Below are 7207 nucleotides of genomic sequence, written 5' to 3' on the forward strand. Positions count from 1 at the left end.
ATGAAAGTCAGAAAAGCGATAATACCTGCAGCGGGTTTGGGGACGCGCTTCCTGCCGGCCACCAAGGCACAGCCTAAAGAAATGCTGCCTATAGTGGACAAACCGACAATACAGTATATCGTAGAAGAGGCAATAAACTCAGGGATAGAAGAAATTTTGATTGTGACAGGAAGAAATAAAAGGGCTATAGAGGATCATTTTGACAGATCGGTGGAGTTGGAGCTGGAGCTTAAAAATAAGGGGAACAGTGAACTTCTAAAACAGGTGCAGGATATTTCCAACCTGGTGGATATACACTACGTGAGACAAAAGGAAGCAAGGGGACTGGGTCATGCTATCTACTGTGCCAGGACTTTTGTGGGTAATGAGCCCTTTGCAGTAATGCTTGGGGATGATGTTGTGGACTCCTCTGTTCCATGTCTGAAGCAGCTGATTGACGTATTTGACGAGTATTCCGGCACTGTACTTGGTGTCCAGGAGGTAAGCCCTGAAGATGTGAATAAATATGGCATAGTTACCTTTGATAGGATTAGTGACAGGCTGTATAAGGTAAAGGATCTCGTTGAAAAGCCTGCCAAAGAGAATGCTCCATCCAATGTTGCAATACTTGGAAGATATATAATAACACCCGAGATATTTGGCATATTAGAGCACACAGAACCAGGCTCGGGCGGAGAGATACAGCTGACAGACGCATTGAAGGCCTTGAGAAAAGTACAGGAAATGTATGCATATAACTTTGAGGGCAAAAGATATGATATAGGCTCGAAGCTTGGCTTCCTTCAGGCAACAATAGAGTTCGCCCTAAAGCGTGAAGAGCTAAGCCAAGACTTCAGGGAGTATCTGAAGACTATAGATATTTAGGTTGCGGGAGGACGGTACCACGGAACACACGGGAACCCACGGGAACCCACGGAATTCCACGGATATAATATATTTAAACAGCCGTGGCTTCAGTGGATTTCAGTGCATTCAGTGGTTTCCGGTCCTGCTCAATAGCACAAGCCCTAAATCCACGCGCAACTCGTAACACGAAACGCGAAACCAGCCCAACAGGAATGCCCAAAATGATTATGGAGGTTTTTTTATGAGCTTTTATGAAAGGTATAATAGATGGACGACTGATGCTGCCTTTGACGAGGAAACCAGAAAAGAACTTATTGCAATTAAAGACGATGAAAAGGATATAGAGGATAGGTTCTACAAGGATCTGGAGTTTGGGACAGGCGGTCTTAGAGGTGTGATCGGGGCAGGTACCAACAGGATGAACAAATATACAGTTGGAAGAGCAACTCAGGGCTTGGCAAACTATATTATAAAAAAGAAGGTAGAAAATCCGAGCGTTGCTATAGCTTATGACCCCAGGCGCTTCTCCCATGAATTCGCTATAGAAGCAGCAAAGGTATTAAATGCCAATGGTATTGCTGCTTATGTATTCAGCGAGTTAAGACCGACCCCGGAGCTATCTTTTGCAGTCAGGGAGCTCAAAGCCACTGCCGGAATAGTTATAACAGCAAGCCACAACCCACCCCAATACAATGGCTATAAGGTGTATTGGAGCGATGGGGGCCAGGTGGTTTCCCCAATAGCTGAGGAACTTATTGCAGAAGCGAATGCCATACAGGACTTTTCTGAAATAAAATGCATGGATGAATGTGATGTAAAGGGAAAAGGCCTGCTTAAGTTTTTAGGAAAAGAAATGGATGACAGATACATTGAAAGAGTCAAATCCCTCGCTCTGAATACTGATGTAGTCAAAGAAGTGGGAGACAACTTCAGGATAATCTACACTCCTTTGCACGGTACAGGCAACCTTCCTGTCAGGAGGGCTTTGAAGGAAGCGGGGTTTAGCAGCGTTACGGTAGTGCCTGAGCAGGAGCTTCCGGATAAAGACTTTCCCACAGTAAAATATCCAAATCCTGAGGAGCATGAAGCTTTTACTCTGGCTATTGAGCTTGCTGAGAAGGAAGCTGCTGATATTATAATAGGAACTGACCCGGACTGTGACAGGGTGGGTGTCGTAGTTAAAAATACTCAGGGAGAATATGTGGTGCTTACAGGGAATCAGACAGGAGCGCTGCTAATAGACTATATTCTGAGCTCCCTTCATAAGCTGGGCCGGTTAAATGAAAAAAGCACAATAATAAACACCATAGTCACTGGCAAGCTAGGGGAAAAAATAGCAGAAAGCTATGACGTGGGGACAGTATCGGTGCTTACGGGTTTCAAGTACATAGCAGAGAAGATAAAGGAATTTGAGAGCAGCGGAAGAGAATTCGTATTCGGATATGAAGAAAGCTACGGATATCTCGCAGGAACCTTTGTAAGGGATAAGGATGCAGTAATGACATCAATGCTAATTTGCGAAATGGCTGCCTGCTTCAAGAAAAAAGGGATGACGCTGTATGAGGGACTTATTGAGCTCTACCGCAAATACGGCTATTACAAGGAGAGCCTCAACTCGATAACTTTCAAGGGCAAGGAAGGCATGGAGGAAATGGTTAAGCTTATAAACACTCTAAGGAATAATCCTCCAAAAGAGATTAACAGCCTGAAGGTGGTTGAAATAAGGGATTATTTGGATTACAAAGGGCCAATAAAGCTGCCGAAGGAAAATGTTCTTCAATTTGTGCTGGAGGACAAATCATGGTTTTGCATAAGGCCTTCAGGAACTGAACCAAAGCTGAAGATATATTTCTCTGTAATAGGGGAAAGCAATAATGATGCTGATGCCAGAATGGCAGGTCTTAGGGCAGCAATTGAGGTCTTGATAGAGGCTAAATAGACAAAAAAAGAAGGAAATATTAAATCGATATGGAATATATATTACTGCACATTATAAGGAAATATCGAGGGGGGCTAGGACCATGAAGGGCAAGAAGCTGCTTGTAGTAGATGATCAACAGGGTGTTAGGTTTCTAATAAGCGAGATATTCCAAGAAGAAGGCTTCGTTGTTGCAGAAGCGAGCAATTATGAAGAAGCGATAATTGTTGCCAAAGCATTTGTACCTGATATTGCACTGGTAGACATGAGATTGGGGAACAATACAGGCTATGACGGAGGGGATATCGTCAAGGAGTTGAAACGGCATATCCCTGAACTGGTACCTATTGTTGTAACTGCTCATAGTGAGCCTGACAAGCTTAATAAGGCAATAAGGAGCGGTGCAGTATACTGCCTTGAAAAACCTTTTGATGTGGAGAGAATTGTAAGTGTGGTCAAGGAACAATTCTTAAAATACTCATGTATTAATGAGGATACTAAATAGTATTGACAACATACCCCAAAATAGGAGGAACAAAAATGGATAAGGTTACTATCAGATTGAGAATGAGTGCACATGATGCGCATTACGGCGGAAACCTGGTGGACGGAGCAAGGATGCTGGGATTATTCGGAGACGTTGCAACGGAACTCCTTATAAGGAACGATGGAGACGAAGGTTTGTTCTGTGCTTATGATAATGTTGAGTTTCTTGCGCCAGTATTTGCAGGAGACTATATCGAGGCTATAGGTGAAATAACGAAGATAGGGAATACATCAAGAAAAATGCAGTTTGAAGCCAGAAAGGTAATACAGGCAAGAACCGATATCAATGATTCCGCAGCCGAGGTGCTGGAAACACCTATAGTAGTATGCAGAGCAAGCGGAACCTGTGTAGTACCTAAGGATAAGCAGCGACTGTAGTCGCTGCTCAGGTGCGAGGTGCGAGGTGCGAGGAGTAGGGGCGAACAGTGTTCGCCTTCACTAGGCTTCGAAGGTTATTCTAAAGCACGAGCCACGTAGCACGAAGCAATAAACACATGACCAGGAGGTTTAACATGGATAAATTAATTATAACTGCTTGTCTTACGGGAGCAGAAGTGACCAGGGAGCAACAACCCAACCTTCCAATCAGCCCGGATGAAATAGCAGAAGCATCATACCAGGCATGGAAGGCAGGCGCTTCAATAGTGCATATACATGCCAGGAAGGCTGATGGCACGCCAACTCAGGATATTGAAGTTTACAGAGAAATAAAGGAAAAGATTGCAAAAAAGTGCGATGTGATTTTCCAGCCTTCTACAGGCGGAGCGGTATGGCACTCCAAGGAAGAAAGAATTCAGCCGGTGCACTTGAAGCCCGAAATGGCTTCGCTCAGCACAGGTACATGTAATTTTGGCCCTGATGTGTTCATGAATACCGAAGAATATATGGAAACCTTTTCAAGAGTCATGCTGGAAAATGGTGTGAAGCCTGAAATAGAAATATTCGAAAAGGGCATGATTGATAATGCTCTGAAGCTGGTAAAGAAAGGGCTCCTTTCAATGCCGATACACTTTGATTTTGTAATGGGAGTTCCTGGTGCAATTCCGGGAGAGCCCAGAGACCTTGTATATCTTGTAAGCAGCATACCTGCCGGCTGCACCTGGACGGTGGCAGGCATAGGTAGGGCAGAGCTGACCCTGGCTGTAATGGCAATAGTAATGGGAGGCCATGTAAGAGTGGGCTTCGAGGATAACATATTCTATTCAAAGGGCGTAGTTGCAGAATCCAATGCCCAACTGGTTGAGAGAATAGCAAGGATAGCCAAAGAATGCGGCAGAGAAGTGGCAACACCTGAGGAAGCAAGGAAGATACTGGGTATCAGGCAATAGGTTACGAGGTTGCGAGGTTGCGGGGAGTAGGGGCGATTCATGAATCGCCCGTACAAGGTTACGGGGGTAACGCGAAACCAGTGAAAATCATTTAGAGTAATCTAAAGGATTTTCGCTTCGGATGTAGAAATATATTTATATGATAATGATACCTGGGGGGGTGTAATCATGCTTTTTGATACGAATATCAGTGCAGCGGTAAGGTGCAAGCATTGCGGCAAGCTTGTAATAAGGGATATTTCTCTTTTTTATCTGTCAAAGAACAGAGTGCATGAAGAGAACTGCGATTGCGGAAATAATCTATTCAGAATAAAAAGCAGCGATTCAAAGACCTTCCGTGTAGATATCAATTGCATAGCTTGTGACAAGGAGCATCTGTACGTGTTTAACTCAAGGCAGGTATTGAGTGAAAAAGTAAAGATACTAGGGTGCCCGAACAGTGGATTGGATATTGCATTTGTTGGAAACAAGAAGCTGGTCCGGGAAGTGGCCATCAAGTATCAGAAAGACTTGCAGGAGCTTATTAAAGTACTTGAAGTTTAGAAAAGGGCACGGGTATGGCGAATAACAAGGTACCCGTGTCTAATATTTTTTTAAATTGATAAATGTATTATATAATAAAAACTGGAAATAATTTTAAATAGAGGTGATAACAGGTTGAATGAGCTAATGGAAAAAAGCATGGCTGATCTTAGAGAGCTTGCGAAGTCAATGGATATCAAAAGCTATTATAAGTTCAAAAAAGATGAATTGGTAAGTGAAATATTGAAAAAAATAGAAGAGGCAAAAATAGCCCAAGGAATTATAAAGCCCGCACCGGTAGAGGAGAAGAAGCCGGAAGTCAACGTAGTGGAAAATGAAAAAGAAGAGGTTTTTACGAAAAAGGAAGCTCCAGATAAGCCTTTAAACGAGGAAGAGAAGAAATTTCTCGAAAGCAAGGACGTTGAAAAAGGCGGCAGGGCTGACGGCATACTTGAGATACTGCCTGATGGTTTTGGCTTCCTGAGGTCGGACAATTATCAGTCAGGAGACAGGGATACATATATATCTCCTTCTCAGATACGACGATTCAACTTAAGGACCGGTGACAGAGTTGCAGGAATAACCAGGGCTCCTAAAGAGGGCGAAAAATTTCCGGCACTATTGTATGTGCAGGGAGTAAACGGTGATAATCCTGAAAGTGTTATCAGAAGGCCATATTTTGAAGATCTTACTCCGATATATCCCAATAGAAAAATTGTTCTGGAAAGCAATCCAAAAGACCTATCTACAAGGCTTATAGACCTTCTGGCACCTACGGGCATGGGGCAGAGAGGCTTGATCGTATCACCTCCAAAAGCAGGCAAGACAATTCTTCTGAAAAAAATCGCCAACAGTATCACTCAAAACTATCCCAATATAGAATTAATAGTATTGTTAATTGATGAGAGACCTGAGGAAGTAACTGACATGAAGAGGTCTATCAATGGCGATGTAATATATTCCACCTTTGATGAGATGCCGGAAAATCACTGCAAGGTTGCTGAGATGGTTTTGGAAAGAGCCAAGCGTCTTGTAGAGCAGAAAAAGGATGTTGTGATTCTTCTGGATAGCATTACAAGGCTGGCAAGGGCTTATAACCTGACAATTACGCCTACCGGAAGGACACTCTCGGGAGGACTTGATCCGGGAGCATTATACAGACCAAAAAAGTTTTTCGGTGCAGCCAGAAACATAGAAGAAGGCGGAAGCCTGACTATTCTTGCCACTGCCCTGGTAGATACGGGCAGCAGGATGGATGATATGATATATGAGGAATTCAAAGGCACAGGAAACATGGAAGTACATCTGGACAGAAAGCTTTCTGAAAAGAGGATTTTCCCTGCAATAGACATGAACCGTTCTGGTACAAGAAGGGAAGAAATGCTTCTCAGTACAAGAGAATATGAAACAGTAATGGCGATAAGAAGGGCTTTCAGCGGTGGTTCCAGCTCGGAAGTCACAGAGTATCTAATAAATAAGCTTATACAGACCAAGAACAATGAGGAATTCATTGAAGCAATAAAATTTGCCAATTTCAGAGATTAAGTGTTTATCATAATTTAATTCCTATATTCAGGGAAATATAAAAATATTAAAACTGCAAAACAGCACAAAAGGTAGTATAAATGTCATCCTGAACAAAGTAAAGGATCTAAAACCCAAGATTCTTCGTAAACTCAGAATGACACAGATAGGCGCTGAGGCTATTTCAAAAAATATTTGCCAAGTAAGATATTCTATGCTAAAATATATACTTGTCGGCGGGAATTAAACCGCTTTATAACGGGTATACCTTAGATATACTTGACAATGTGTGTGATTGTATCGCACGTTTATACATTCCATAAAGAAAGAGGTGAATAGAATGAAAGAAGGAATCCATCCAAATTATGGGGAAGCAGTAGTTAAATGTGCTTGTGGAGAAACATTTGAGACAGGTTCAGTAAAAAAGGAAATCAAAGTGGAAATTTGTTCCAAGTGTCATCCTTTCTTTACAGGAAAGCAGAAACTCATAGATACAGGCGGACGTGTTGACAGATTCAAGAAG

At 42.7% G+C, this 7207-nt stretch carries 8 protein-coding genes; all 8 read left to right on the plus strand.

Annotated elements, in window-relative coordinates; genetic code table 11:
* Window positions 1-864, plus strand: a complete 864-nt coding sequence (gene galU, locus VEB00_14135; protein HYF84156.1) for a UTP--glucose-1-phosphate uridylyltransferase GalU — start codon at window positions 1-3, stop codon at window positions 862-864.
* A 223-nt stretch (window positions 865-1087) separates the two neighbouring features.
* The gene (locus VEB00_14140) at window positions 1088-2785 is read left to right on the plus strand and encodes a phospho-sugar mutase (protein ID HYF84157.1); all 1698 of its coding nucleotides are present in this window, start codon (window positions 1088-1090) and stop codon (window positions 2783-2785) included.
* A gap of 82 nt (window positions 2786-2867) precedes the next feature.
* Window positions 2868-3269, plus strand: coding sequence for a response regulator (locus tag VEB00_14145; GenBank protein ID HYF84158.1), 402 nt, complete (start codon window positions 2868-2870; stop codon window positions 3267-3269).
* Between the two features lie 35 nt (window positions 3270-3304).
* Window positions 3305-3688 carry a hotdog fold domain-containing protein gene (locus VEB00_14150; GenBank protein HYF84159.1) on the plus strand — a complete coding sequence of 128 codons (384 nt, stop codon included), beginning with the start codon at window positions 3305-3307 and terminating at the stop codon, window positions 3686-3688.
* 134 nt (window positions 3689-3822) lie between these two features.
* Window positions 3823-4638, plus strand: coding sequence for a 3-keto-5-aminohexanoate cleavage protein (locus tag VEB00_14155; GenBank protein HYF84160.1), 816 nt, complete (start codon window positions 3823-3825; stop codon window positions 4636-4638).
* Between the two features lie 168 nt (window positions 4639-4806).
* Window positions 4807-5181 carry a hypothetical protein gene (locus VEB00_14160; protein HYF84161.1) on the plus strand — a complete coding sequence of 125 codons (375 nt, stop codon included), beginning with the start codon at window positions 4807-4809 and terminating at the stop codon, window positions 5179-5181.
* A gap of 126 nt (window positions 5182-5307) precedes the next feature.
* Complete coding sequence (rho, locus tag VEB00_14165) at window positions 5308-6705, plus strand: transcription termination factor Rho (protein HYF84162.1); 1398 nt, start codon at window positions 5308-5310, stop codon at window positions 6703-6705.
* Window positions 6706-7024: 319 nt separating this feature from the next.
* Window positions 7025-7207 (plus strand): 50S ribosomal protein L31 (gene rpmE / locus VEB00_14170; protein HYF84163.1); only part of this gene is annotated, 183 nt, incomplete at its 3' end.

It is taken from the genome of Clostridia bacterium (assembly GCA_035628995.1).
GTDB lineage: Bacteria > Bacillota > Clostridia > Lutisporales > Lutisporaceae > BRH-c25.